We start from the raw sequence: 24,531 nt of genomic DNA on the forward strand, positions 1-24,531 counted from the left end.
CTCAAAGCTTTAAAGAAATGGTGCCGACTACCGGAGTCGAACTGGTGACCTACTGATTACAAGTCAGTTGCTCTACCTACTGAGCTAAGTCGGCATCATGAATCAAAAAGCTTATGCTTGATGATTAACTTGGCTCCCCTTGCAAGACTTGAACTTGCGACATACGGATTAACAGTCCGCCGTTCTACCAACTGAACTAAAGGGGAATTATTTGTGTCAACATCAGGTCTATAAAGACCATTATTTGTTAAGCACCAAATAATGGTGCCTCGAGGCGGAATCGAACCACCGACACGCGGATTTTCAATCCGCTGCTCTACCGACTGAGCTATCGAGGCAAAAGAATGGTGCCGACTACCGGAGTCGAACTGGTGACCTACTGATTACAAGTCAGTTGCTCTACCTACTGAGCTAAGTCGGCACATAATATTTCTTTGTGCTTTACTGTTGTTGTCTAAGACACCAACAAATAAATTGTGGTGCCCGGAGGCGGAATCGAACCACCGACACGAGGATTTTCAATCCTCTGCTCTACCGACTGAGCTATCCGGGCGACGAGGTGTATTAAACGTGTTTTCGCGTTCTGGGTCAACATTAAATTGCAAAAAAAGTATCGTTTGATGTTTTTCTATACTTAGTGGGTTGTTTTTGCTCATTTGGGGTGAAAAACCTAGGTCTAGCATGCCCTAAAAGATAGTAAAACTACGGTTAACTACACTGAATGGGCGCCGAAATAAAAAAAGCACGTATGAAAACGTGCTTTTTTATTTAAAAATTTTCTAGGGAGTTTAGTGTTTTACTTCAAACCTATTAACCCAAGCTTCTAATTCGTTGGAAAGAGAGGCAAGAGTTTGGGTGCTGTTATGACTTTCTGTTACGACATTGCTCAGTTGGTTACCGCTCTCTTCGATCATATTGATACGCTTCGATATATCATCGCTCACCTGAGTCTGCTCAGCGGCCGCTGTTGCGATTTGATGACTCATTGATGAAATGGACTCTAATGCGACAACAATCTGTTGTAGTGCTTCAGAGGCGTTTTGAGACTCTGTTACGGTGCTTTCACTGGTCGCGGCACACACTTCCATGGTTTGAATTGCGTTGCGAGATCCCTCTTGAAGGTTATTAATCATTAATTGGATTTCTTTTGTGCTCGATTGTGTTCTGCCTGCAAGGTTACGAACCTCATCTGCTACAACAGCAAATCCACGACCTTGTTCGCCAGCTCGAGCTGCTTCAATGGCTGCATTTAGTGCCAATAGGTTAGTTTGCTCCGCTATATCACCAATCACATCCAATACTTTTGCAATGTTGTTTACATCGTTATCTAGGTTAGCGACAGCTTCGCTTGCTGTGCCTAGTTGGCCTGCTAAGCCTTGAATGTTATCTACTGTGTTGTGAATGAGTTGTTGGGTATGCTGGCTCTGTTTGTCGGCCTCGTCGGTGTTGCGCGCGGTATCGCTAGCTGAAGCAGCTACGTTATTGGCTGAAGAGGCCATCTCGGTCATTGCTGTCGCGATCATCTCTGTTGATTGCTGTTGGGTGTCTGTCAGTTGACCAATTGACCCAGCGCGATCTTCTACGCGCTGCAGTTCGCCTCTTAATGCCAGCATTGAAGCGTCAAGGTTTGATACTAGCTCAGCCAATGACTTACTCATTTGTTGTACGGCGTGATAGATACTGCCGTCAATTGCCTGAGTTTCGAAAGAGGTTTGAATTCGACCTTGTGCTACGGCTTGTACTGCTTCTCGTACGTCTTTAGGTTCGCCGCCAAGAAGCGCTAGCATGCGTTTAATGGATACAATTAGGCTCGCCAGAATAAGACCAGCAATCACGACACAAAGGAATAGCTGCCATTGAGCAGTAGACCAAAAACGAGCGTTAACTTCATTGAACCCGATACCAGTGCCGACAACCCAACCCCAATGTGGCGTTTTCTCTGCAATAGACAGTTTTTCTTCAATCGTTCCATCTGGCAGTTTTTGTGTCCAGGTGTACTCAATGATCTCGCCAGTACGATTACCAAGTACTCTTTGGATTAGCTGCCCAACACTATTGCCGTCGCCATCTTTAAAGTCGTTAAAACTGGTTCCGTGCAGTTGAGGATCTAATGGTGTCGCGATAAACGTCATGTTCTCATCGGCTACGTAAACATATTCATTATCTTTATAGATGTTGTTGCGTAGAAGGCGAGTAGCTAGTTGCTTGGCTTGCTCTTCTTCTAGTGTGCCATCAATCGCCATTTTTTCGACTTCAGTAAGAATGCTGTATGCGCTCTTAAACAGCTCTGTTACGCGAGCTTTGTTGTCCATGTTGCTAGCAACTCTTAAGGTCCATAAGCCTGTAGCCGTCAGTGCTAGCAGGGCGATCAAGATGATGCCCGATAATAAGTAAGCTTGCGTTTTTAGTTTCATATTTCCCCGCGCAGCGATTCAATAATTAGTATTAGGTATAATTCATCGAATCTTAATCTAAGTGGTGTAAGGCAGATATTAGAAAGACATCAAAGTATGATAGGGATTAAATTTTCGAAGAAAAAAAAGTAACAGGACTTGGTTCTATTTGTTTTAATGTGAATATTAGCGGGTCATGAACTTTATAAGGCGTTGGTTCTGTTGTAGTGGATATGCTTTATAGAACTTAGAATCAACTGCTGTAGTAAGAGTACTAAAAGGAGATAACTCAATTTATCGAGACTGATTAAGAGTTAGTGAGGAGCTGATGTGTATATTGAATAGAGTTTGTTTTTGTTCAAACGAAAAAAAGCCAAGTCTTTCGACTTGGCTTTCTTGAATGTGGCTCCCCTTGCAAGACTTGAACTTGCGACATACGGATTAACAGTCCGCCGTTCTACCAACTGAACTAAAGGGGAATTATTTGTGTCAACATCAGGTCTATAAAGACCATTATTTGTTAAGCACCAAATAATGGTGCCTCGAGGCGGAATCGAACCACCGACACGCGGATTTTCAATCCGCTGCTCTACCGACTGAGCTATCGAGGCAAAAGAATGGTGCCGACTACCGGAGTCGAACTGGTGACCTACTGATTACAAGTCAGTTGCTCTACCTACTGAGCTAAGTCGGCACACTAAATTCTTTGCTTAAAGAGTTAAACTCTTCAATTAAAACCTCATATAAAATGAAGTCCTTTAAAAATGGCTCCCCTTGCAAGACTTGAACTTGCGACATACGGATTAACAGTCCGCCGTTCTACCAACTGAACTAAAGGGGAATTATTTGTGTCAACATCAGGTCTATAAAGACCATTATTTGTTAAGCACCAAATAATGGTGCCTCGAGGCGGAATCGAACCACCGACACGCGGATTTTCAATCCGCTGCTCTACCGACTGAGCTATCGAGGCAAAAGAATGGTGCCGACTACCGGAGTCGAACTGGTGACCTACTGATTACAAGTCAGTTGCTCTACCTACTGAGCTAAGTCGGCACACTAAATTCTTTATGCTTTTGTCCGTGTTGTTACTCCCTGTTAAAGAGTGTTGACACCAACAAATCAAATTGTGGTGCCCGGAGGCGGAATCGAACCACCGACACGAGGATTTTCAATCCTCTGCTCTACCGACTGAGCTATCCGGGCAACGGAGCGCTATTAAACGGATTTTCTGCATAACCGTCAACTCCTTTTTTGAAAATAACTAAAAAAACCGTTCGTTCGTTGTTTTTTTATTCAAAAGTGAGGGTTATGTTTTACCTTGGTTAAATTCTTTTTTGAATTGCGTTACTTTTTCGAGGTATCGGCGCGACTCTTTATTTGGATGCTTCTTGGTAAGCGCCCAGTAGGCTTGGCTCGGTTGCAGCGAGTTTAAGTCTTGCATTGCTCGCTTTCTGTCCTTACTGAAGGTATTGAGTACGCCACCAGTACCGCCGTTATAGGCTGAAATCATACTGTATTCAAGCGTTAATGGGTTTTTTACGTCTTTCAAATAACGATTTTTAAGGATGTAAAAGTATGCGGTGCCAGCATCAATGTTGTTTTCTGGATTGAATAAGTACTCAGGGCTTGGTTCACCAGGTTTCTTTTTGACGTGTTCAAATACATCTCGACCAGCGGTTTTAGGTACCACCTGCATAAGACCATAAGCATTAGCCCAGCTTACGGCGTACGGGTTGAAGCTACTCTCTGTCTTGATGATAGCGTAGATTAAATCTTCAGGGATGTCATAACGCTGAGACGCTCGTCGAACGATGTCGGCATATTGATAACTACGCTGGCTAGCGTGGTCGGCCACCATTGGGATTTCAACGTAGTAGGCTTTTTTAAAGTCGACTTCTTTGGTTTTTAGGTTATTCGCGATCAGGTAATCCGCAAACTGGTTCGCTCGCCAAGTCCATTGAATGGGCTTTTTTTCTTGGTCTACGACCTGATTATAGAGGAAAGGTTTGCCTTCTAGCTTGATGCTTTTAGAAGAGAATAGATCGACATGCGCCGGATCATCTGGCGTCAAAAGGGTCGTCATGATCGCATTTTTGAGGTGTTTTTTCGGTTCGGTAGAGGAAACCGTTTCCACCGTTATCAGGCCTTGGCTAAAATTCACTTCTGAACGACTTAAGTAATTATCTATGTATTTCACATAGTTACTCTTACCTGCTATCTTGATTTCACTGCTACCCCAACGTTTTTGAATGTTGCCTGAAAAGCTATCTATTAATGAATCTAGCGCCCCGGTATCTTTTTCAAATTGTCCGGGTAGCTCAGCTAAATTCTTCACAAACCGGTTGGTTGGCTCGTAATTGACATCATAAATGCTTTCGACAAATTCACGGCTGCAGCCAGTTAATAACATGGCTGTTAGGAAGTAACTTAGCTTTTTCATAGTTCCTCATACAAAAATGACATCGCAGCGTTAACCATGATGTCATTAAAAATTGCTTAAATAAATGTCTTATTCGCTTGGTGGAGTATAGCCATCAATTACGACATCTTTACCTTCAAAAAGGAAGTTAACCATCTCAGTTTCAAGAAGTTTACGATGCTCAGGATCCATCATGTTTAGCTTCTTTTCATTGATAAGCATAGTTTGCTTGCTTTGCCATTGTCCCCAAGCTTCTTTAGACACGTTGTCAAAGATACGCTTACCTAAGTCACCTGGGTAAAGTTGAAAATCTAGGCCTTCAGCATCTTTTTGAAGGCGAGCACAAAATACAGTGCGGCTCATAGTGGTTCCTCTTATCGCGTTCGTTGATTCAAACGTCGTCGTTCAGTTCAAAGGGTAGGCTCTCAATAAGCTGCTTTACAGGAGCGGCTAGGCCAATTTCTTCCGGTTTTGATAAGTTATACCAGAGACCTTTAGCCCCTTCCATTATCAAATCTGGTTGTTTATCTAATTTCACTAATACTGGCGTGATATCTAAGTGGTAGTGGCTGAAAGTGTGTCTAAACGCAATCATGGTCTTGATCGAATTGGCTTGAGTGTCTTTGATCGAACGAAGATCTAGTTGATGTTCGATCTCTGCGTTTTCATTTTGAGGGAAACAAAACAATCCGCCCCAGATACCAGATTGAGGGCGCTGTTCGAGCCACACTTGGTTGTCGTGATACAGAATCACAAACCATGTGTCTTTTACTGGCTTTTCTTTCTTAGGCTTTTTGCCAGGGAAGTCGAGCTGTCTATCGAGCTTCTTGGCCTCACACATGCTTTCAATCGGGCACATGGTGCACTTAGGCTTGCTACGGGTACAAACCATGGCACCCATGTCCATCATTGCTTGGTTGTACTTATCGACATCTTTGTTCGGAGTATGTGCTTCGGCGTGTTCCCAAAGCTGGTTTTCGACTTTCTTTTGCCCCGGCCAACCTTCAACGGCAAAACTTCTCGCAAGCGTTCGTTTTACATTGCCATCAAGAATCGCATGAGGAAGTTTATGAACCGATGATAAGACGGCTGCTGCTGTTGAGCGACCAATCCCCGGTAGCGCGTTCATCTCTTCGATAGACAGCGGAAATTCACCACCATATTGCTCAGCAACGATCTTGGCTGCTTTATGTAGATTGCGAGCTCGTGCGTAATAACCAAGCCCTGTCCATAAGTGGAGTACCTCATCTTGTTCGGCGTTCGCTAGGTCGATAACCGTTGGAAAGCGTTCTAAGAAGCGTTGGTAGTATGGAATCACCGTAGCAACCTGAGTCTGCTGAAGCATGATTTCAGATAGCCAAACGGTGTAGGCGGTTTTGTTTTGTTGCCAAGGCAATTCTTTACGCCCGTAGGCGTCATACCACTTTAATATGGCGGTTGCGAAAGGAGTCACGACATGCTCTATGCTTTGCTATTATTAGAAGCGAAATTGCACCACACTTAACGTTGGATGTAAAACAGACAAATTGTGTGGGAATTTATCCACGGAAAGACTTGCACCGGAGGCAATTCTTTGGATAATCCCCGCTTTGATTAATCAATGTGCAGGCAAAAATCAATGAGTGAAGTGACCACTAACGAATATACTGAAGACGGCAAACTGGTTCGTAAGATCCGTAGCTTTGTTCGCCGCGAAGGCCGCTTAACAAAAGGCCAAGAGAACGCGATGAATGAATGTTGGCCAACAATGGGTATCGACTACAACCCAGAGCTTCTTAACTGGAAAGAAGTATTTGGCAACGATAACCCGGTTGTACTAGAGATTGGCTTCGGTATGGGTGCATCACTGGTTGAAATGGCAAAGAACGCACCTGAGAAAAACTTCTTAGGTATTGAAGTTCATAGCCCGGGTGTTGGTGCGTGTTTAGGTACAGCTCGCGATGCTGGCGTAACTAACCTGCGTGTAATGTGTCACGATGCTGTAGAAGTATTTGAACACATGATCCCAGATAGCAGCCTGCATACTCTGCAACTGTTCTTCCCTGACCCATGGCACAAAGCTCGTCACCATAAACGTCGTATCGTTAAGGCTGAGTTTGCAGAGATGGTTCGCGGCAAGCTTCAACTTGATACTGGTGTTTTCCACATGGCAACAGACTGGGAAAACTACGCAGAACATATGATTGAAGTGATGAACGTAGCTCCAGGCTTCGAAAACATCGCTGAAGATGGTGATTACATCCCTCGTCCGGATGAGCGCCCGCTAACTAAGTTTGAAGCGCGTGGCCACCGTTTAGGTCATGGTGTTTGGGACATTAAGTTCAAGCGTACTAAGTAACTTCGAATCAAATTAAGTGAAGGGTAATCCGACTTAGGGTTTAACCCCTACACTTTATGGGATTGATTAAAGCCAACATTATTGTAATGTTGGCTTTTTTGTCCTTAGGCTTTTATTTCAGTAAAGGCTTAACGACAGAAAGTAATACCAATCACAGTAAGTAAGTGATCAGAAATAGCGTAGGAAAAAGGCTTGAGAACAAGGCAGCATTTTTCGATAAGTAGTTACTCTACAATCAAAAATTCTAACGCAGTTATCGAGCATTTTAACAAGCTAGAGCGAGCAGTTATTTACTACGATTGGTATATGTTACACCCCTACAAAAATAACAATATAGAAGTAAGCGCACATGAAACCAACTCAAGCTATTTTGGCCGAGATCTTAGACGAAGTTCGTCCTTTAATTGGACAGGGAAAGGTCGCTGATTATATCCCTGCACTGGCTCGCGTATCGAACCAGAAACTGGCGATCGCGGTATACACCAATGAAGGTGAGGTGATTAAAGCAGGCGATGCTGAAGAAGCATTTTCTGTGCAATCTATTTCTAAAGCCTTGAGCCTGACGCTAGCTATGGTGCTATATAAGCCTGAAGAGATTTGGCAAAGAGTAGGCAAAGAGCCTTCTGGTCAAGCCTTTAACTCGATGATTCAGCTTGAGATGGAGCATGGTATTCCCCGCAACCCGTTCATCAATGCGGGGGCAATTGTCGTTGCAGACCTACTACAAAGCCGCTTGTCTGCGCCTAGGCACCGCTTGTTAGAGTTTGTGCGTCAGTTATCGGGTGATACTCATATTGTGTATGACAAGGTGGTAGCGGCTTCAGAAATGATGCACAGCGATCGTAATGCTGCCATTGCTTATTTGATGCGTTCATTTGGTAATTTTGAGAATGATGTTATCCCAGTTCTGAATAACTACTTCCACGCTTGTGCGCTTAAAATGACGTGTGTGGATTTGGCAAAAACCTTTAGCTATTTAGCAAACAAAGGCGTGTCGGTTCAAACCAAGAAAGAGATCATCACGCCAGTTCAAACCAAGCAGTTGAATGCTTTGCTTGCGACGTGTGGCTTGTACGATGGGGCTGGTGAGTTTGCCTACCGTGTTGGTATGCCAGGAAAATCGGGCGTTGGTGGCGGTATTATTGCTATCGTTCCTGGCGAAATGACGATTGCGGTGTGGTCTCCAGAGCTTGATCCTTCTGGCAACTCGCTCGCAGGTACTAAGGCTCTAGAGTTGCTTTCAGAGCGAATTGGTCGTTCTATTTTCTAAGAGAAAGATTCGAGCACGGACGTTGTCCTATAGAACGCTTCGCTCCGAGAGAGGGCTATAAAACAAAAAGGGTTGACCCTAAAGCCAACCCTTACGCAATGCTTCTCGAATCTCGAATCTCGAATCTCGAATCTCGAATCTCGAATCTCGAACTACTCGTCTTCTTCTGCCATAAAGGCTTCTAACAGATCATTGAGAAACAGCTTTCCTTTTTCAGTGATCTGCCAGTGAGTGTCGGTTTCCTTCAAGTAGCCTAGCTCTTTTGCCCATTCAATCGTTTTTTGAATCGAGTCAAAACCAAGCCCTGTCGTATCAATGAAATCCTGCTTTGGACATGCTTCCATTAACCTAAAGCGGTTCATGAAAAATTCAAAAGGGCGGTCTTCATTCGGCACTTCAAATTCATCTGATAGATAAGGTTTTACCATGTTTTTGTACGCAGCTAGATAGCCTCTAGGGTGCTTAACCTTAGTGGTACGAACAATGCGTCCATCTGTAAAGCTCAGCTTGCCATGAGAGCCACAGCCAATACCTAGATAGTCACCAAAGCGCCAGTAGTTGAGGTTATGTTGGCACTGATATCCCGGCTTGCTGTAGCCTGAAATTTCGTACTGCACATACCCTGCGTCTGCGAGCTTCTTATGGCCTAGGTCGAAGATATCCCAAAGGTCATCATCATCAGGCAGCGTTGGTGTTTTGTAATAGAACATGGTGTTAGGTTCTATTGTTAGCTGATACCAAGATAAGTGCGGAGGGTCGAGTTCTATCGCTTTATCCAAATCAGCCAACGCTTGTTCAATACTCTGTTCGGGTAAGCCGTGCATTAAGTCTAAATTGAAACTATTCAATCCAATCTTATGCGCTAAATGAGCAGCATTTACCGCTTCATCTTGACCATGAATACGCCCAAGTCTTTCCAGTTTCTCTTGCTCAAAACTTTGCACACCCACCGAGATTCGAGTAATGCCTGCCTTTTGGTAACCTGCAAAACGCTCAGCTTCGATAGTTCCCGGGTTGGCTTCCATGGTGATTTCTATTTCAGGTTTGAACGGGATGCGCTGTTCAATGCCTTGTAACAATCGGCCAATTCCTTCAGGAGAAAACAGGCTTGGGGTACCGCCACCAATAAAGATCGAATGCAGTGGGCGAGGCATACCATTGAGCTGATATTTTTCGATATCAGTATCGAGATCTTCAAGCAGTGCATCGATGTACTCTTTTTCAGGGATCTCGGCTTTCAGAGCGTGAGAGTTAAAATCACAATACGGACACTTTTGTACACACCATGGGATGTGTACATAGAGGCTAAGTGCGGGTGGTATTAGCGCTGCATTGTGCATTACAGAGCTTGCTCCTTGAGAGTATTGAATAGTGACGCAAGCGCTTTACCACGGTGTGATAGTTGCTTCTTACGCGAAGATTCAAGCTCTGCTGAGGCGCAGTTATCTTCTGGTACAAAGAACACAGGATCGTAGCCAAAGCCATTCTCACCGTGTTCTTCAGTAAGAATACGACCTTCCCATTTACCGTGACACACTAGAGGTGTTGGATCATTCTCGTGACGCATTAGCACCAACACACAGTGGAAACGCGCAGTACGCTTTTCAGTTTCGACACCTTGCATCGCATCTAATAGTTTTTTGATGTTCTGCTTATCGGTTGCCCCTTCACCTGAGTAACGCGCTGAATAGATACCTGGCGCACCATTTAAGTAATCAACCTCTAAACCTGAGTCGTCAGCAATGGCTGGCAGCGCTGTTTCTTTCGCTGCGTGGCGAGCTTTGATGATGGCATTTTCAATGAAAGTCGTTCCTGTTTCAGCGACTTCTGAAACGTTAAATTCACTTTGCGCGACAACGTCAAAACCAAACTCAGACAGAATATCTGCCATCTCGCGAACTTTACCTTGGTTGCCTGTTGCTAAAACAATCTTACTCATGGGAATGTAGCTCTAAATAAGTTAATAAATGAAAAGTAAGGTTTGAGCTTACTCTTCTATATAGAATTTCTGTGTGAAACGCAGTGGACCAGTGCCTTTTAGGCCTGCGTTCACATCGATGTCGAAGGTGATGTTTTCTTCGTGAGTTACGGGGAACTCAGCAAGGTAATAAATCGCATCGCCTTCTTTGATTTCTCGAAACTTCAAAGTACGGGTGTTTCCAACGAGGTTCTTCGCTGTTCCCGTAATTTTAGCCGTTGTCGCAGGCTTGCCTAGAGAAGCCTTGTCTAACACGCTGATGTTGAGGATTGCTGAGTATCCATTTCGCTTAAGTTTGTATTGCTTAGCGACTTGCGAAGTTAAGAACGTGGAATTAAAAGCCGAGTAATGAACCTCGACATCCTTAATGTTCTTAAATTGCCCTGCTGAGCTTGGTAAGGCAACAAGAGCGGTGAGTAGTGCTGTTATCCATAAACGCATAATGACTCCAATAAATAGCAAAAAGCCATCATAGGATGGCTTTGACTTCAGTTGGGATTTGGCTTGGCGAGCATATTCGAACTTGCTTGTGCCTACCGAGATCTCCCTTTTCTATCTTAATTTGCCCTTTTGCGACCTTAAACTGTTTCGCAAGGTATTTCGCTAAGTGGGCGTTGGCTTTGCCATCTACTGGTGGAGCAGTTATGGCAATTTTGAGTTCCTCACCATGCAAGCCAACAATCTTGTCTCGGCTTGCTTTGGGTTGGATATAGAGCCTAAGAAGAATATCGTTTTCCTCGGCCCAAACCGCTTTTGGCATCGTCAAAGTACCTGATGTTCGTACTTGAATTATAGCTGATACCAAATAGGACCAATCATGTCGCCCATTAGGAAGTTCGCAAACTGTAGAACAATGAACAGAACCAGAACGCTTAAGTCGAAGCCACCCATATCCGGTAGGATACGGCGGATAGGCATTAGCATTGGCTCAGTCAGTTGATGGAACACGTACTCGATTGGGCTACGGCCTTGGCTAACCCAGCTAAGGATTGCACGGATTAGTAGAACCCAGAAGATCAAACCACCAGCCGCTTTGAGCAGAGACAGTGCACCAAAGATAAGGAAGCTAATATCGAAAACGGCAGCGCCGCCAGAGATAATCAGGTTTAGAGCAACGAACTTAAGTACACACAGCACATAAGCGAAAACAACGGTCGCTAGATCAAGGCTGCCGATTGATGGAATAACTCGGCGTAGTGGGGCAACAACCGGTTGTGTCGCTTTTACGATGAATTGTGAGAATGGGTTGTAGAAATCTGCACGTGATGCTTGTAGCCAGATACGCAAGATCACAACCATGATGTAAAGATCAAAAACGGTCGAGATCAGAAAGCTCATCGAGTTCATATTGTTTCCTTTTTCGGATTTACTTGTCGCTTAGATATAACCAGAGCGGCAAAATGCTTGTTTACCTTGATTGGTACTAAAACAGTTTTTCCATCTCTTCAGCTCGAGCAACCGCCGCTTGCATGGCTTTTGCTACGATGTCTGATAGTTGATGTTCGTTAAACGTGCGTAGTGCTTCTGCGGTCGTGCCGCCTTTGGATGTCACTTGTTCACGCAGTGTTGATAATTCAGTATCTTGGTTTGCTACCACCATCTCTGCCGCGCCTAATGCAGACTGCTGCACTAGCTTACGAGCGGTTTCTTGGTCAAAACCTTGCTTGATTGCTTCAGCTTGCATCGCTTCCATAAACAGGAAGAAGTAAGCCGGAGCGCTACCCGCCGCCGCAATGATGTTGTTGATTCCAGACTCTTGTTCAACCCAACTTACTTCACCAACAGCTTGCATCAGCTGAGAAGCAAAGTCTTTATCATCTTGGCTGACAGTTGCATCGGCATAAAGACCACTCATCCCTTTACCAAGCAGTGATGGCGTGTTTGGCATCACACGAACAAGGTTCAGTTGGCAGTTTAACATCTCATTAAGTCGATTCGCATTAATACCCGCGGCAATTGAGATAACCAGTTTGTTGCTGAAGTCGATATCTTGTAAGGGTTTACATACATCAGCCATCATTTGTGGCTTCACGGATAACACAACAACGTCTGCTTTTTCAGCTGCTGCAATATTATCGCTGGTGGTATTGATGCCGTATTCTTGTTCTAACGGCAGCCTTCTGGTTTCTGAAGGTGCTGTCGCAGTAATCTTTTGCGCTGGGTAACCACTAGCAACTAAGCCAGCTACAATTGAGCGAACCATGTTTCCCGCCCCAATAAAGGCGATGTTCTTATGTACCATATATAAAATCCTGAGCGTGTCGCTGCGCGGATAAGGCGAAGCGGTATCAATACTTGTACTTGTCGTTACTTACTACGGCTATTTCGCGTAATCACGAGCGCCGAAAATAGCTGTTCCAATACGAACCATTGTGCTGCCAGCCTCAACTGCTGCATCCATATCACCACTCATCCCCATCGAAAGGGTATCAATGTCTGAATACTTCGCGGCTAGCTTGTCTTTAAGCTCTGCCAGTTGAGAAAATGCATTAAGCTGAGATTGATAGTCAGATACGTTTGCAGGAATCGACATCAATCCTCTTAAGGTGAGGTTGGGGAGCGATGAAATCAACTCCGCGAGTGCAAAAACTGTCTCTTCTGAGGTTCCAGATTTGGACTCTTCACCACTGGTGTTTACCTGAATCAACACTTGCAAAGGTGGAAGTTCGCTTGGTCGTTGATCATTAAGCCTTTGTGCGATCTTATCGCGATCGACGGAATGCACCCATTGAAAGCTTTCCGCGATTGGGCGGGTTTTATTGGATTGAATTGGACCAATAAAATGCCACTCTAAATTTAGGTTAGAATGTTGTTCTGAAAAGTGTTTTACTTTATCTACACCTTCTTGAACATAGTTTTCACCAAAGGCAACTTGGCCTCCGAGTGCGGCTTCTAGAATCGCATCAATAGGTTTAGTTTTGCTGACGGCTAAAAGTTGCACGGACTCTGGAGCTCGTCCGCACTTTTGCTCAGCACTACGAATCTGTGAGGTGATTTGTTCGATATTTTGTTGAATACTACTCATAGCTGACTTTACTTAAGGGAAAATAAATGGATATCACTGAGTTACTAGATTTTAGTGTAAAGCATAACGCGTCAGATCTACATCTTTCTGCGGGTGTATCTCCAATGGTACGTATAGATGGTGAAGTAAGGAAGCTTGGAATCCCAGCTTTGAGTCATGCTGATGTACATCGTTTGGTTTTTGAGATCATGAGCGATTCACAACGCGGCGAGTTTGAAGAAAAACTGGAAGTCGACTTCTCTTTTGAATTACCCAATGTTGGTCGCTTTCGTGTTAATGCGTTTAACCAAGCCCGTGGCTGCTCAGCTGTCTTTCGAACTATCCCTGTCGAAATCCCGACTTTAGATCAGTTAGGTGCACCTGAGATCTTCGAAAGGATTGCTAACTACGAAAAAGGGTTAGTGCTCGTCACTGGTCCAACTGGCTCTGGTAAATCAACGACTCTTGCGGCGATGGTTGATTACGTAAATCGCAACCACAATAAGCATATTCTGACGATTGAAGACCCGATTGAATTCGTTCACACCAATAATAAATGCCTAGTCAACCAGCGTGAAGTTCACCGTGATACTCACAGTTTTAAAGCGGCACTGCGCAGTGCCTTACGTGAAGACCCAGACGTGATTCTGGTTGGTGAACTTCGTGACCAAGAGACGATTAGCTTAGCGTTAACCGCAGCAGAAACGGGTCACTTGGTCTTTGGTACTCTGCACACCAGTTCTGCGGCTAAAACGATCGACCGTATTATCGATGTGTTCCCAGGTAGCGATAAAGATATGGTTCGTTCGATGTTGTCTGAATCACTGCGCTCGGTGATAGCCCAGAAGCTGCTAAAGCGTGTTGGTGGTGGTCGTGTGGCGTGTCATGAAATCATGATGGCAACACCTGCGATCAGAAACTTGATTCGTGAAGATAAGGTTGCGCAGATGTACTCGATCATTCAAACGGGCGCAGCGCACGGCATGCAGACCATGGAACAAAATGCGAAGCAGCTGATGGCGCAGGGCTTGGTTGATTCGGAAGAGGTCGAGAAAAAGATCGAAATTGAAACCTCAATGTTTTAATCAAGGTGGACACAATGGAATTGAATCAAATCCTTGAGGGAATGCTTTCTCAAAAGGCATCGGATCTTTATATCACGGTTGATGCGCCAATCCTTTTTCGTGTGGATGGTGAATTACGCCCCCAAGGAGAGAAGCTGAATGCGGCTCAAGTTGCTCAATTACTTGATGCGATGATGGAACAAGACCGACGTGATGAATATCAGCAAACGCGTGAGGCTAATTTTGCGATTGTGCGTGACTTTGGTCGTTTTCGTGTCAGTGCATTCTTTCAGCGAGAGCTACCTGGAGCGGTCATTCGACGTATCGAGACTACCATCCCAACCTTTGAGCAACTAAAGCTTCCTGATGTACTACAGGACCTATCAATAGCTAAGCGCGGACTTGTGCTGGTGGTTGGTGCGACAGGCTCTGGTAAGTCGACCTCAATGGCTGCAATGACAGGCTATCGCAACACCAATCGCTCGGGACATATCTTGACGGTTGAAGACCCGATTGAATTTGTGCATGAACATAAAAAGTGCATCGTGACACAGCGTGAAGTTGGACTCGACACCGAGAGCTATGAAGTCGCGCTTAAGAACTCGCTACGCCAAGCACCAGACATGATCTTGATTGGCGAAATCCGTAGCCGTGAGACCATGGAATACGCGATGACCTTTGCTGAAACGGGTCACTTGTGTATGGCAACCTTGCACGCCAATAACGCTAACCAAGCGCTAGAGCGTATTCTTCATTTTGTGCCGAAAGAGCAGAAAGAACAGTTCTTGTTTGACCTATCGATGAACCTGCGTGGTGTCGTCGCTCAGCAACTCATTCGCGACAAGAATGGCAGCGGGCGTCATGGTGTATTCGAGATTCTGCTGAATAGCCCTCGTGTTTCTGACTTGATTCGTCGTGGTGAACTACACGAACTGAAAGCAACCATGGCTAAATCGAAAGAGATAGGTATGCAGACCTTTGACCAAGCTTTGTATGATTTAGTGATAGCAGGCAAGATCAGCGAAGAGGATGCGTTCCACAGTGCCGATTCTGCTAATGACTTGCGCTTAATGCTCAAAACTAGGCGTGGTGATGACGACTACGGAACTGGGGCGTTGGCTGGTGTGAAGATAGATATGGGGTGATAAAAAACGCCTGATTTGATTCTAGGTTAAAATCAGGCGTTCATCATATTCATCGTTCGACTGCGTCTGTATTATCAACGCTTCTTGTTCTTAGGCTCGCTGATTACGTCTGCGTCAGTCGAAGTATGATTCATATAACCTGCATTATTGGAGCTTGTCGAACTGCATGCTGATATTGCTAGAGCTACGAAGATTGCTAGAAAAATTTTCATGTGAACTCCCACTTACCTAATAATGAATTGCTTCGACATTACGTCGTAATATCATTATAGGATCACAAAGGAGTTTAATCTTTGAGCTCTTAATTTTCGTTATGAATATTGTGCTTCAAACCAGCTCTCTAAAATGACGACTGCAGACTGGTTATCGACATTGCCTTTGCTTAGCGCTTTATAGCCGCCCATTTCAAAAAGGTCGGCTCTTGCTTCTGTGGTCGAGAGTCTTTCATCATGTAGTTCAACATCGACACCAAATCGTCCTTTAAGGCGGTTAGCGAACTTCTTCGCTCTAGGTGTAATGGTTGCTAAGTCTTTACCATGAAGGTCGGTAGGAAGGCCGACTACAATCAGGTTCGGCTGCCACTCCTTAATTTGTTTTTCGATATCGTCCCAATTTGGGATGCCATCTTTGGCTTTAAAAGCTTTTAGAGGGCTTGCGGTGCCCGTGATTTCTTGTCCTATCGCACTACCGATACTTTTTGTACCGTAGTCAAATGCCATAATTGTTCGTGACATGGGGTTTCCAAATTTATCTGTGTTTGAGAGTGTCTGTTTATTTTACTTAGTTGATTTGAGCTAGGCGTGACCAGCGTCTGCTGAAAGCTGAGCTGCATTAATGCCTAACATCTGTACAGCGACTTTCCAGCGGTCAGAAATCGGTGTATCGAAGATGACCTTCGGATCGGCTTCAACGGTTAACCATGAGTTCTCGGTCAGTTCTGTTTCCAGTTGTCCGGGTTCCCATCCTGCATACCCAAGTGCGACTAAATAATTCATCGGCTCATCTTCTGTGCCCAACACCATCAAGATATCTTTTGAGGTTGTCACTGAGATTTGATCCGTCATGCTGATACTGGATTGATAGTTGCCTTTAGGTTTGTGCAAAATAAACCCACGGTCTTCTGCGACCGGTCCACCATTCAATACAGGCTTATCAAGACTTGCTTGGTTGGGTTTTGGCTGATCAGAATCAACCTCAACTTGCTTAAGCATGCTACCGACAGTGACATCAATAGGGGCGTTGATCATCAAACCCATCGCGCCTTCGTCATTGTGCTCACAAAGGTAAATCACCGAATTTTGAAAGTATGGGTCTTTCATTCCGGGCATAGCAACCAGAAAGTGGTTCGTTAAATTCATAGAGCCTCCTGCCAGTGTGTTCCCAGTAAAGGAAAAAGAGCGGCGTAAAGCCGCTCATTGTTCTTTGCCTAGATATTTCTGTGTTTTCGAATAGCTAAGGCTTTCTTTAGTTTAGGCTATTTAGCGTTAACGCGACGCTCAATTGCATCCATTAATTTACCTGTAACTGAAATATCAAAAGCGGCTTCAATTTCACGGATACAAGTAGGGCTAGTCACGTTAATTTCAGTCAGCTTGTCGCCGATAACATCAAGCCCAACAAAGATTAAGCCTTTCTCTTTCAGTGCTGGAGCAACTGCTCTTGCGATAGCCCAGTCTGTTTCACTTAGAGGACGAGCTTCACCTGTACCGCCAGCAGCAAGGTTACCTCGAGTTTCCCCTTTTGCAGGAATACGCGCTAGACAGTAAGGCATTGGCTCACCGTCAACCACAAGAATACGCTTATCACCATTGCTGATGTCTGGAACAAAAGTTTGTGCCATTGCGTAGTTCTGACCGTGGTTGGTCAAGGTTTCAATAATAACTGATACGTTTGGATCGCCTTCTTTCACACGGAAGATAGACGCGCCGCCCATGCCATCAAGTGGTTTTAGAATCACGTCGCCGTGTTCTTCTCGGAACGCTTTAATTTTTTCAGCTTTACGAGTCACGATGGTGGTCGGTGTCAGTTCAGGGAACCATGCCGTGAACAACTTCTCGTTACAGTCACGTAGGCTTTGTGGTTTGTTGACGATCAGTGCGCCGTTCTCTTCAGCACGCTCAAGAATGTAAGTTGCGTAGATGTACTCAGTATCAAACGGAGGATCTTTACGCATTAGTACCGCATCTAAATCGGATAGCGCGATAGTCTGTTCTGATTTGAACTCGTACCAACCGTTTGGATCTTCTTTTAGTTCAACAACCTTAGTGTCAGCAATGGCTACGCCTTGATCTAAATGTAGATCATCCATTTCCATGTAATGGATTTCGTAACCACGACGCTGAGCTTCAAGCATCATGGCAAAGCTAGAGTCTTTTTTGATGTTAATGGATGAAATTGGATCCATTACGATGCCAAGTTTGATCATTTTTTTCTCCTAGCCTAGATCGCCAAAACGGACTTGTAAGGCAGTAATTGCGGTTAGAGCTGCTGTTTCGGTACGAAGTACACGTGGGCCGAGTAGCGTCTCTTCAAATTTGTATTGTTCTGTCATGCCGATTTCTTCAGCCGACAAGCCACCTTCAGGGCCGATCAATAGGCGTACCTTACTGATAGGTTCTGGAAGGGTATTAATTGAGTATTTTGCACGAGGATGTAAGTTCAGCTTTAATGCTTCACTCGGTTCGCTACACCACTCTTCAAGTTGCATGATAGGGCGAATGACTGGAACCGTATTGCGGCCACACTGTTCACACGCCGCGATAGCAATCTTTTGCCACTGTGCGAGTTTTTTCTCGAAGCGTTTTGTATCAAGCTTAACGCCACAGCGCTCTGAAATTAAAGGGGTAATGGTGTTCACACCAAGCTCAACCGATTTCTGAATCGTGAACTCCATTTTGTCGCCACGTGAAATCACTTGGCCTAAATGTAAGTCTAACGGAGATTCGCTGCTGCGTTCGATGCGTTCAGAAACATTAACGGTGACATTTTTCTTTGATACTTCGGCTATCGTCGCAGGGAATTCAGCGCCACTGCCATCAAATAGAAGGACTTCTTGGCCTTCTTTCATGCGAAGGACACGACCAACATGACCCGCGGCATCTTCGCCTAAAGCGAGTGAACCTAACTGATGAATGCGTTCTGGGTGATGAATACGAGGGATTCTCATGCTGGTAAACCTATAAATATGTTCATTTGGGTATTTTGTCTCTGCCTAACATGGATGCTTTTAGTTGAAAAAACAAGGGTAGAGCAAGAGTTTCAGGGGCAATTCTGAAACTCTTGTTTGAGATAGTTAGGAATGTTGATTGTACGAGCGACGTTATTTACAAGCAGGGTAAACAAATGGGTTGTGATTACCTTGGATGGCATAGATTCGCTCATCACGAGTACATTCCCACTTGTCGACAGGAAATTGCTTGTTCCACGCCATCATTAGGTTGGTTTGTTGCTTAGATAGTTTGAAACCATACTCTTGGCTCATGTAAAGGTAAGTACGCGCGATAGAGCCTTTTGCTCTGTCTGGCGGCATAACTTTACGCTGCTTGAAGTTGACCTGCATTTCACACTGACCATAGCTCACACCATCCATGCCATTCCACTGACTGAAGTTGTAGTTGGAGCGATCACCGTTAACCTCGCCAATGGCCGGAGTTAGGTTGTGAAGGTCGGCTTCCATGGATTTGAATATTTTGTCATTGCGAGTGCAGTTCTTGCGCCCACCATCTTGCCAACACTGACGCTGGTGGCCAAATTGCCAAGCTGGAACCACGTGTTCCCACTCAATTCGACTCGCCCGCTTTTGTTGTTTTCGGACTTGGTAGCCACAGCCATCAAGGTCGGGAATCCCTTTCTTTTTGTCCTTCCATGTAATGTCACAGCCGCAATAAAATGAAGTCGGATGGTCGAGGTAAATCTTCACCGCTTCTCTTTTTGCTTTGGAAAATGAGCTCGGTGGTGCGGCGAGAACGCTTTGGGTTACCAGTAGGCCAAATACTATTGTTAAGTAAAAAGATACAGGTAGGCCAAATGCTTTGAAGGTGAGTTTTTGCATAGAAAAAGACTGATAAAAGTATGATAAACATCAGTCTAGCACTCAAATGTTAGATCTCTCTATTAGATTTGTTCTACCGAGTAAATCAACCTGTCACTAGCTTAGTTGAGTTCCCGTGAAAGCTAAGGTTTGCTGGCACAATTGGCAGCGGTAGGTCGATTGATTCCGAAGTACTTTGTTGTGTCGTCTGATTGATAATGGGTAAGTGGTGCACTCACATCGATATTCAAAGGTTTTCCCTTGAACTGACGCGATTTCAAAGCTGTGAGTTGTTCTGGCTGGCACGTTGAATACTTTTTCCATCACGTATTTCCACTCGTTTCCGTGAGGCCTAACACGTCCGAAAACCTGATGCGTGATCAGGTGTGCGAGTTCATGTGGCACAACCTCGTTGATGAAGGCATCTTCATTTTCAGAAAATAGTACGTGGTTGAGCTTAATTTCGTTGAGCTGAAGGTAGGCCTTTCCCGCCGCTTTGCCTCTTAACTTGAAGGTGATAGTTGGGTGTGGAAATTCACGAGAGAAATGTTGATTTGCGATAGCTAGGCATTCGGCCAATTTCTTATTTGCTCGGTGTTGTTGCGGGGTGTAAGACAAACGTTGTTAACTCCAAATAAAAGGCCTCAGCGTTTAAACCAAGGCCTAATCATAACATTGCTTGTTGATCTAGCGATGCTTTACACGTGATGTTTTTTCTTAATGATCTCGTGATAAGCGTGCCATGTAGCATAGCCAAGTAGCGGCATGGTGACGATCATTCCGATGCCGTAGGTGGCAAAACCCACCAAAATACCGGCACAAATAATACTCGCCCAAACCACCATTGCAGGGATGTTCGATTTCACGGCATTAAAGCTAGTGAAAATCGCACTCATCACATCAACGCGTCTCTCCATCATTAACGGAATTGAAAATGCTGAGATGCTAAATATGAGGCTTGCGATAACAAAACCAATCACAGAACCCGTAATTAAGAAGGGAGCGAACTCAGCCAATGGTGCGCCTTGCACTGAAGGGTAGAGCGCGTGCAATAACGCAGCGATACGCATCCAGAATATCATCGCAACCATCAACACAATCGCAAAGGCCCATTGGTGGGTCGAGTTGCGAGTGATGGCTTTCATTGAGTGCAGTAGGCTGGCGTTATGGCCTTTTTCTCTTTCCCAAGCTGCGTCATACAAGCCTAGGGCAAGAAACGGCCCTATCAGCATGTACACGATCAGGCTTGGCATCACGACTAAGTGTGTTCCTTGCCATTGGACAAGTTGAACAATCGCAATTGCCGCTCCCATAAAGCACAATCCGTAAAATGCGCTGATTAATGGCATTCTTACTAAGTCATGCAGAGCAAGCGACAACCAATGAAAGGGTGCGGAAATACTGATTTGGTTGCAAGGAATGGTGCGAGCGTAATCCTTATCGCTGACCTTGTGTTTTTTATCGTTCAGTTCGGATGGGTGCGCGGTACGAGGCATAGATCCCCCTAGTTAAATAACGTCCTAGTTATAATTCCATAAGGCTCATCGATGTGGCTTGTGTGAGAGTTATGGTGTTGAGCTAAATTGCTCTTTGTCATCCCAGTTATTGTTCTAGCGTGCATTTAACGAGCGTTATCAGACTGAATTAATTTAAGTTAAATGTGAGCTTGATCGCCTAGGAGTTACCTTAACTATTGTCAGTAGTGCTAGAAAACACAAATTATCAGCGGCTTTTTATACTAAGTGGTTAACGGTAAAGAAGGGCGTTAGGGAAGGGTATTGTGAGTGAAAGTTCGGTAAGTACATAAAAATAAAGCCCTTACTAAGCAGTAAGGGCTTTAAAGGAACACATCGCAGTGGCTAAATTATTTTAGGCCAGCGAAGTCCGCAAGGATTGCTGCTTTGTCAGTCGCTTCCCAAGGGAACTCTTCACGACCGAAGTGACCGTATGCAGCAGTTTGCTTGTAGATAGGCTGAAGAAGGTTCAGCATCTCTTGAAGGCCGTATGGACGTAGGTCGAAGTTTTGACGAACAGCTTCAATGATGATTTCGTGTGCTACTTTCTCAGTACCGAACGTTTCAACCATGATAGATGTTGGATCAGCAACACCGATAGCGTAAGACAGTTGAATCTCACAACGGTCAGCCATACCAGCAGCAACGATGTTTTTCGCAACGTAACGTGCTGCGTAAGCTGCAGAACGGTCAACTTTTGATGGATCTTTACCTGAGAATGCACCGCCACCGTGACGAGCTGCGCCGCCGTAGGTATCAACGATGATCTTACGACCAGTTAAACCACAGTCACCCATTGGGCCACCGATTACGAAACGGCCTGTTGGGTTGATGAAGAAGTTAGTATCTTTGTTGATCCACTCAGCAGGAAGTACTGGCTTGATGATTTCTTCCATTACTGCTTCGCGTAGGTCAGGCGTTGTTACTGAATCACAGTGTTGAGTAGAAAGAACAACAGCATCGATACCAACGATCTTACCTTGGTCGTATTGGAAAGTAACTTGAGATTTCGCATCTGGGCGAAGGAAGTCAAGCTTACCGCTCTTACGTACTTCAGCTTGCTTCTTAACAAGAAGGTGAGAGTAAGTAATTGGAGCTGGCATTAGGATAGGAGTTTCGTTAGTCGCGTAACCAAACATGATGCCTTGGTCGCCTGCGCCTTGCTCTTTAGGGTCTTCTTTATCAACACCTTGGTTGATGTCTGGAGACTGCTTACCAATTGTGTTTAAAACAGCACAAGAGTCAGCGTCAAAGCCCATGTCAGAATGAACGTAACCAATTTCACGTACTGTTTCACGAGTGATTTCTTCGATATCAACCCATGCAGACGTTGTTACTTCACCGCCAACCATAACCATGCCGGTTTTAACGTAAGTCTCACAAGCAACACGTGCTTTTGGATCTTGTTCCAAGATGGCATCAAGAACAGCATCAGAGATTTGGTCTGCAATTTTATCTGGATGGCCTTCTGAAACAGATTCAGAAGTGAATAGGTGCTTAGCCATGAGAGCTCCACTTTTAGTTTTTGGTGTAAATAGTTTATGGCGTCGCAAGCTAGGAAGCGCCGCCATTAAATACAGTATATTTTGTAGGTGTTTCTACATCTAGACGGCTATTCTAAATTCCAGCGGTCGAATTACAAGCTCTTTTTTATGATATGTCATAACTAATCGTTTGCGTATCGATCGAGATAAGCCACTGCCAAGTGATGTAAATGTTCGAAAATTGCGAAAAATGACCGTTAAAATGCCAGTAAAACGTTTGCAGTCGCAATAGTCGTTTGAGAGAATACCCGCGCTAATAAAAATGAAAACTTTAGCAATTATCTCTTTTTTAAATCGCTTATGTATCCAGGAGCAGACATGCCTTCTCGTAAAGATCTAGCCAATGCAATCCGCGCACTTAGCATGGACGGTGTTCAACAAGCAAATTCAGGCCACCCAGGCGCACCTATGGGCATGGCTGACATCGCTGAGGTTCTTTGGCGTGGCCACTTGAACCACAACCCAGCAAACCCAGAATGGGCTGACCGCGACCGTTTTATCCTGTCTAACGGCCATGGTTCAATGTTGATTTACTCTCTGCTTCACCTTGCAGGCTACGAGCTTTCAATTGAAGATCTGAAAAACTTCCGTCAACTGCACTCTAAGACTCCTGGTCACCCAGAGTACGGTTACGCTCCTGGTATCGAGACAACGACGGGTCCTCTAGGTCAAGGCATCACTAACGCTGTTGGTATGGCAATGGCAGAGAAAGCACTGGCTGCACAGTTCAACAAAGAAGGCCACGACATCGTAGACCACTACACTTATGCATTCATGGGTGATGGCTGTCTGATGGAAGGTATCTCTCACGAAGCATGTTCACTAGCTGGTACGCTAGGTCTTGGTAAGCTAGTTGCTTTCTGGGATGACAACGGTATCTCTATCGATGGTGAAGTGGAAGGTTGGTTCTCTGACGATACTCCTAAGCGTTTTGAAGCATACGGCTGGCACGTAATCCCAGCAGTAGACGGTCACGATCCGGAAGCAATCAATGCAGCTATCGAAGCAGCTAAAGCAGACCCTCGTCCAACGCTTATCTGTACTAAAACTATCATCGGTTTTGGTTCTCCAAACAAAGCTGGTACGCACGACTGCCATGGCGCTCCACTAGGTGCTGATGAAATTACAGCAACTAAAGCAGCACTTGGTTGGGAACACGGTCCTTTCGAAATCCCAGCAGATATCGCAGCTGAGTGGAATGCGAAAGAAGCGGGCGCAGCAAAAGAAGCGGCGTGGAATGCTAAGTTTGACGCATACGCAGCGGCTTACCCAGAGCTAGCAGCAGAATTCAAACGTCGTACTAACGGTGAACTTCCAGCACAATGGGAAGAGAAAGCAAACGCAATCATTGCTGATCTTCAAGCTAACCCTGCAAACATTGCTTCACGTAAAGCATCTCAAAATGCTCTAGAAGCGTTTGGTCAAATGCTTCCAGAATTCATGGGCGGCTCTGCTGACCTAGCGCCTTCCAACCTAACTATGTGGTCTGGCTCTAAGTCTCTTGAAGCAACTGACTTCTCTGGTAACTACATCCACTACGGTGTACGTGAATTCGGTATGACGGCTATCATGAACGGCATCGCTCTGCACGGTGGTTTCGTACCATACGGCGCAACGTTCCTAATGTTCATGGAATACGCGCGTAACGCAATGCGTATGGCTGCTCTGATGAAAGTTCAGAACATCCAAGTTTACACGCACGACTCTATCGGCTTAGGCGAAGATGGTCCTACTCACCAACCGGTTGAACAGATCGCTTCTCTACGTCTAACGCCAAACATGAGCACATGGCGCCCATGTGACCAAGTTGAGTCTGCTGTTGCTTGGAA

General features: G+C 45.0%; 25 protein-coding genes and 12 tRNA genes. 5 read left to right on the forward strand and 32 right to left on the reverse strand.

The window, feature by feature from the left end:
- Nucleotides 1-18: 18 nt before the first annotated feature.
- The 16 genes from A136_RS14415 to mutY all read right to left on the reverse strand — a co-directional run bounded on the left by A136_RS14415 (nt 19) and on the right by mutY (nt 6,268).
- Nucleotides 19-94 (reverse strand) — tRNA-Thr (locus A136_RS14415).
- Nucleotides 95-130: 36 nt separating this feature from the next.
- Nucleotides 131-206, reverse strand: a tRNA-Asn gene (locus A136_RS14420).
- 56 nt (nt 207-262) lie between these two features.
- Nucleotides 263-338, reverse strand: a tRNA-Phe gene (locus A136_RS14425).
- A gap of 7 nt (nt 339-345) precedes the next feature.
- Nucleotides 346-421: transfer RNA gene (locus A136_RS14430), tRNA-Thr, on the reverse strand.
- Nucleotides 422-477: 56 nt separating this feature from the next.
- Nucleotides 478-553 (reverse strand) — tRNA-Phe (locus A136_RS14435).
- A gap of 235 nt (nt 554-788) precedes the next feature.
- Complete coding sequence (locus A136_RS14440; RefSeq protein ID WP_017062210.1) at nt 789-2,414, reverse strand: methyl-accepting chemotaxis protein; 1,626 nt, start codon at nt 2,412-2,414, stop codon at nt 789-791.
- Nucleotides 2,415-2,796: 382 nt separating this feature from the next.
- Nucleotides 2,797-2,872 (reverse strand) — tRNA-Asn (locus tag A136_RS14445).
- Between the two features lie 56 nt (nt 2,873-2,928).
- Nucleotides 2,929-3,004 (reverse strand) — tRNA-Phe (locus tag A136_RS14450).
- A gap of 7 nt (nt 3,005-3,011) precedes the next feature.
- Nucleotides 3,012-3,087: transfer RNA gene (locus A136_RS14455), tRNA-Thr, on the reverse strand.
- Between the two features lie 71 nt (nt 3,088-3,158).
- Nucleotides 3,159-3,234, reverse strand: a tRNA-Asn gene (locus A136_RS14460).
- Between the two features lie 56 nt (nt 3,235-3,290).
- Nucleotides 3,291-3,366, reverse strand: a tRNA-Phe gene (locus A136_RS14465).
- A gap of 7 nt (nt 3,367-3,373) precedes the next feature.
- A tRNA-Thr gene (locus A136_RS14470) sits at nt 3,374-3,449 on the reverse strand.
- A gap of 74 nt (nt 3,450-3,523) precedes the next feature.
- Nucleotides 3,524-3,599: transfer RNA gene (locus tag A136_RS14475), tRNA-Phe, on the reverse strand.
- A gap of 103 nt (nt 3,600-3,702) precedes the next feature.
- Nucleotides 3,703-4,836, reverse strand: coding sequence for a membrane-bound lytic murein transglycosylase MltC (mltC, locus tag A136_RS14480; RefSeq protein ID WP_017063191.1), 1,134 nt, complete (start codon nt 4,834-4,836; stop codon nt 3,703-3,705).
- Between the two features lie 69 nt (nt 4,837-4,905).
- Nucleotides 4,906-5,178 carry an oxidative damage protection protein gene (locus A136_RS14485; protein WP_010435637.1) on the reverse strand — a complete coding sequence of 91 codons (273 nt, stop codon included), beginning with the start codon at nt 5,176-5,178 and terminating at the stop codon, nt 4,906-4,908.
- 28 nt (nt 5,179-5,206) lie between these two features.
- Nucleotides 5,207-6,268, reverse strand: a complete 1,062-nt coding sequence (gene mutY, locus A136_RS14490; protein WP_017063192.1) for an A/G-specific adenine glycosylase — start codon at nt 6,266-6,268, stop codon at nt 5,207-5,209.
- A gap of 165 nt (nt 6,269-6,433) precedes the next feature.
- On the opposite strand from mutY, the gene trmB reads away from it, so the two are divergent.
- Nucleotides 6,434-7,153 carry a tRNA (guanosine(46)-N7)-methyltransferase TrmB gene (gene trmB, locus A136_RS14495; protein ID WP_017062250.1) on the forward strand — a complete coding sequence of 240 codons (720 nt, stop codon included), beginning with the start codon at nt 6,434-6,436 and terminating at the stop codon, nt 7,151-7,153.
- Nucleotides 7,154-7,502: 349 nt separating this feature from the next.
- Nucleotides 7,503-8,423: a glutaminase B gene (gene glsB / locus A136_RS14500; RefSeq protein WP_017063193.1), complete on the forward strand. Its 921-nt coding sequence runs from the start codon at nt 7,503-7,505 to the stop codon at nt 8,421-8,423.
- Nucleotides 8,424-8,575: 152 nt separating this feature from the next.
- Here glsB and hemW read toward each other — a convergent pair whose 3' ends face one another.
- The 7 genes from hemW to A136_RS14535 all read right to left on the reverse strand — a co-directional run bounded on the left by hemW (nt 8,576) and on the right by A136_RS14535 (nt 13,426).
- On the reverse strand, nt 8,576-9,763 hold the full coding sequence (gene hemW, locus A136_RS14505; RefSeq protein ID WP_017063194.1) for a radical SAM family heme chaperone HemW: 1,188 nt from the start codon (nt 9,761-9,763) through the stop codon (nt 8,576-8,578).
- The gene (locus tag A136_RS14510; protein WP_017063195.1) at nt 9,763-10,362 is read right to left on the reverse strand and encodes an XTP/dITP diphosphatase; all 600 of its coding nucleotides are present in this window, start codon (nt 10,360-10,362) and stop codon (nt 9,763-9,765) included. Before A136_RS14510 ends, hemW begins: the two co-directional genes overlap by 1 nt.
- Before the next feature lie 48 nt (nt 10,363-10,410).
- On the reverse strand, nt 10,411-10,842 hold the full coding sequence (locus tag A136_RS14515) for a DUF4426 domain-containing protein (RefSeq protein WP_017062246.1): 432 nt from the start codon (nt 10,840-10,842) through the stop codon (nt 10,411-10,413).
- Between the two features lie 28 nt (nt 10,843-10,870).
- Entirely contained in the window at nt 10,871-11,161 is a 291-nt protein-coding gene (gene yggU, locus A136_RS14520; RefSeq protein WP_017062245.1) for a DUF167 family protein YggU, read from the reverse strand.
- A 29-nt stretch (nt 11,162-11,190) separates the two neighbouring features.
- Entirely contained in the window at nt 11,191-11,748 is a 558-nt protein-coding gene (locus tag A136_RS14525; RefSeq protein ID WP_010435653.1) for a YggT family protein, read from the reverse strand.
- A 76-nt stretch (nt 11,749-11,824) separates the two neighbouring features.
- Entirely contained in the window at nt 11,825-12,643 is an 819-nt protein-coding gene (gene proC / locus A136_RS14530; RefSeq protein ID WP_017063196.1) for a pyrroline-5-carboxylate reductase, read from the reverse strand.
- A 78-nt stretch (nt 12,644-12,721) separates the two neighbouring features.
- The gene (locus A136_RS14535; RefSeq protein ID WP_017062243.1) at nt 12,722-13,426 is read right to left on the reverse strand and encodes a YggS family pyridoxal phosphate-dependent enzyme; all 705 of its coding nucleotides are present in this window, start codon (nt 13,424-13,426) and stop codon (nt 12,722-12,724) included.
- A 26-nt stretch (nt 13,427-13,452) separates the two neighbouring features.
- Between A136_RS14535 and A136_RS14540 the strand changes: the two genes are divergently transcribed.
- Together A136_RS14540 and A136_RS14545 are read left to right on the forward strand one after the other, a co-directional pair.
- Entirely contained in the window at nt 13,453-14,490 is a 1,038-nt protein-coding gene (locus A136_RS14540; protein WP_017062242.1) for a type IV pilus twitching motility protein PilT, read from the forward strand.
- 14 nt (nt 14,491-14,504) lie between these two features.
- Nucleotides 14,505-15,614, forward strand: coding sequence for a PilT/PilU family type 4a pilus ATPase (locus A136_RS14545; RefSeq protein WP_017063197.1), 1,110 nt, complete (start codon nt 14,505-14,507; stop codon nt 15,612-15,614).
- Between the two features lie 74 nt (nt 15,615-15,688).
- Here the strand turns inward: A136_RS14545 and A136_RS22865 are convergent, their stop codons facing one another.
- The 9 genes from A136_RS22865 to metK form a co-directional block, all read right to left on the reverse strand.
- Entirely contained in the window at nt 15,689-15,826 is a 138-nt protein-coding gene (locus A136_RS22865; RefSeq protein ID WP_170791814.1) for a hypothetical protein, read from the reverse strand.
- 99 nt (nt 15,827-15,925) lie between these two features.
- Nucleotides 15,926-16,348 (reverse strand): Holliday junction resolvase RuvX, encoded by a 423-nt coding sequence (gene ruvX, locus A136_RS14550; RefSeq protein WP_017062240.1) that lies wholly within the window; start codon nt 16,346-16,348, stop codon nt 15,926-15,928.
- A 60-nt stretch (nt 16,349-16,408) separates the two neighbouring features.
- A complete protein-coding gene (locus A136_RS14555) occupies nt 16,409-16,972 on the reverse strand; it encodes a YqgE/AlgH family protein (protein ID WP_017062239.1) in 564 nt (187 codons plus the stop codon).
- A 116-nt stretch (nt 16,973-17,088) separates the two neighbouring features.
- Nucleotides 17,089-18,039 (reverse strand): glutathione synthase, encoded by a 951-nt coding sequence (gene gshB, locus A136_RS14560; protein ID WP_004735482.1) that lies wholly within the window; start codon nt 18,037-18,039, stop codon nt 17,089-17,091.
- Nucleotides 18,040-18,048: 9 nt separating this feature from the next.
- Entirely contained in the window at nt 18,049-18,780 is a 732-nt protein-coding gene (gene rsmE / locus A136_RS14565; RefSeq protein WP_017062238.1) for a 16S rRNA (uracil(1498)-N(3))-methyltransferase, read from the reverse strand.
- Between the two features lie 153 nt (nt 18,781-18,933).
- The gene (locus tag A136_RS14570; RefSeq protein ID WP_017063198.1) at nt 18,934-19,665 is read right to left on the reverse strand and encodes an endonuclease; all 732 of its coding nucleotides are present in this window, start codon (nt 19,663-19,665) and stop codon (nt 18,934-18,936) included.
- A 96-nt stretch (nt 19,666-19,761) separates the two neighbouring features.
- Complete coding sequence (locus A136_RS14575; protein ID WP_017062236.1) at nt 19,762-20,262, reverse strand: SprT family zinc-dependent metalloprotease; 501 nt, start codon at nt 20,260-20,262, stop codon at nt 19,762-19,764.
- Nucleotides 20,263-20,342: 80 nt separating this feature from the next.
- Entirely contained in the window at nt 20,343-21,140 is a 798-nt protein-coding gene (locus A136_RS14580) for a DUF2189 domain-containing protein (RefSeq protein WP_017062235.1), read from the reverse strand.
- Between the two features lie 368 nt (nt 21,141-21,508).
- Nucleotides 21,509-22,663: a methionine adenosyltransferase gene (gene metK / locus A136_RS14585; RefSeq protein WP_017062234.1), complete on the reverse strand. Its 1,155-nt coding sequence runs from the start codon at nt 22,661-22,663 to the stop codon at nt 21,509-21,511.
- Nucleotides 22,664-23,020: 357 nt separating this feature from the next.
- On the opposite strand from metK, the gene tkt reads away from it, so the two are divergent.
- Nucleotides 23,021-24,531, forward strand: a 1,511-nt coding sequence (gene tkt / locus A136_RS14590; protein ID WP_017063199.1) for a transketolase, incomplete at its 3' end; no start/stop codon positions are given.

It is taken from the genome of Vibrio crassostreae 9ZC13 (assembly GCF_000272045.2).
In the GTDB taxonomy this organism is placed as follows: Bacteria; Pseudomonadota; Gammaproteobacteria; order Enterobacterales; family Vibrionaceae; genus Vibrio; species Vibrio crassostreae_C.

Excerpts from the sequence above, each read along its gene's own strand:
- A136_RS22865 (WP_170791814.1), bottom strand. The coding sequence starts at position 15,826 with ATGAAAATTTTTCTAGCAATCTTCGTAGCTCTAGCAATATCAGCATGC.
- hemW (WP_017063194.1), bottom strand. The coding sequence starts at position 9,763 with ATGCACAATGCAGCGCTAATACCACCCGCACTTAGCCTCTATGTACAC.
- gshB (WP_004735482.1), bottom strand. The coding sequence starts at position 18,039 with ATGATCAAACTTGGCATCGTAATGGATCCAATTTCATCCATTAACATC.
- A136_RS14510 (WP_017063195.1), bottom strand. The coding sequence starts at position 10,362 with ATGAGTAAGATTGTTTTAGCAACAGGCAACCAAGGTAAAGTTCGCGAG.
- trmB (WP_017062250.1), top strand. The coding sequence starts at position 6,434 with ATGAGTGAAGTGACCACTAACGAATATACTGAAGACGGCAAACTGGTT.
- A136_RS14540 (WP_017062242.1), top strand. The coding sequence starts at position 13,453 with ATGGATATCACTGAGTTACTAGATTTTAGTGTAAAGCATAACGCGTCA.
- proC (WP_017063196.1), bottom strand. The coding sequence starts at position 12,643 with ATGGTACATAAGAACATCGCCTTTATTGGGGCGGGAAACATGGTTCGC.
- yggU (WP_017062245.1), bottom strand. The coding sequence starts at position 11,161 with ATGCCAAAAGCGGTTTGGGCCGAGGAAAACGATATTCTTCTTAGGCTC.
- metK (WP_017062234.1), bottom strand. The coding sequence starts at position 22,663 with ATGGCTAAGCACCTATTCACTTCTGAATCTGTTTCAGAAGGCCATCCA.
- ruvX (WP_017062240.1), bottom strand. The coding sequence starts at position 16,348 with ATGTCACGAACAATTATGGCATTTGACTACGGTACAAAAAGTATCGGT.
- glsB (WP_017063193.1), top strand. The coding sequence starts at position 7,503 with ATGAAACCAACTCAAGCTATTTTGGCCGAGATCTTAGACGAAGTTCGT.
- A136_RS14515 (WP_017062246.1), bottom strand. The coding sequence starts at position 10,842 with ATGCGTTTATGGATAACAGCACTACTCACCGCTCTTGTTGCCTTACCA.
- A136_RS14525 (WP_010435653.1), bottom strand. The coding sequence starts at position 11,748 with ATGAACTCGATGAGCTTTCTGATCTCGACCGTTTTTGATCTTTACATC.
- A136_RS14580 (WP_017062235.1), bottom strand. The coding sequence starts at position 21,140 with ATGCCTCGTACCGCGCACCCATCCGAACTGAACGATAAAAAACACAAG.
- mltC (WP_017063191.1), bottom strand. The coding sequence starts at position 4,836 with ATGAAAAAGCTAAGTTACTTCCTAACAGCCATGTTATTAACTGGCTGC.
- A136_RS14555 (WP_017062239.1), bottom strand. The coding sequence starts at position 16,972 with ATGAATTTAACGAACCACTTTCTGGTTGCTATGCCCGGAATGAAAGAC.
- A136_RS14485 (WP_010435637.1), bottom strand. The coding sequence starts at position 5,178 with ATGAGCCGCACTGTATTTTGTGCTCGCCTTCAAAAAGATGCTGAAGGC.
- A136_RS14440 (WP_017062210.1), bottom strand. The coding sequence starts at position 2,414 with ATGAAACTAAAAACGCAAGCTTACTTATTATCGGGCATCATCTTGATC.
- rsmE (WP_017062238.1), bottom strand. The coding sequence starts at position 18,780 with ATGAGAATCCCTCGTATTCATCACCCAGAACGCATTCATCAGTTAGGT.
- A136_RS14545 (WP_017063197.1), top strand. The coding sequence starts at position 14,505 with ATGGAATTGAATCAAATCCTTGAGGGAATGCTTTCTCAAAAGGCATCG.
- A136_RS14570 (WP_017063198.1), bottom strand. The coding sequence starts at position 19,665 with ATGCAAAAACTCACCTTCAAAGCATTTGGCCTACCTGTATCTTTTTAC.
- A136_RS14535 (WP_017062243.1), bottom strand. The coding sequence starts at position 13,426 with ATGAGTAGTATTCAACAAAATATCGAACAAATCACCTCACAGATTCGT.